The sequence below is a fragment of the Niveispirillum sp. FG148 genome, assembly GCF_057809655.1.
Genome location: NZ_JBMDKJ010000081.1, coordinates 1 through 454, shown reverse-complemented (window position 1 = coordinate 454; position 454 = coordinate 1). Strand labels below are relative to the sequence as shown.

Annotated in this window: 1 pseudogene; it reads left to right on the top strand. The window is 65.6% G+C overall.

Annotated features, from left to right (window positions below):
• Positions 1–454 (top strand): annotated as a pseudogene (locus tag ACODTW_RS28285) (hypothetical protein); the annotation flags it as partial.

The following is a 454-nucleotide window of genomic DNA, read 5'->3' as shown; positions in this document are numbered from 1 at the left end:
GGCACTCTGGTCAATAGCGGCGCCTCGGTCACGCTGGCCGACGCGCTGAATGTCACCGGCAATTATAGCCAGACCGGCGGCGCGCTGATCGTCGGCGGCACGGGTGGCCTGCAGGTCAGCGGGGCTGCCAATATCAGCGGTGGTGCGGTCACCGCCAACCTGTCGTCGACCGGCAATTATCTGGCCGGCAGCGGCGGCACGCTGGTGACCGGCGGGGCCGGGTCCAGCTATGCTGGCGCCAATGTCTCGGTCAACGGTGTCACGGGGCTGAAGGCCGGCAGCACGGTTTCCGGCAACAATCTGCTGCTGTCCTTCGGCAACGACTATGTCGGCGGCAATCTGGCCTCCATCGACAATACCGGCAGCCTGAGTGCGACCACGGCGGTCTATATCGCCGCGACCGGCAATCTGGGGGCGCTGAACAACAGCGGCACCATCAGCGGCAATATCACCA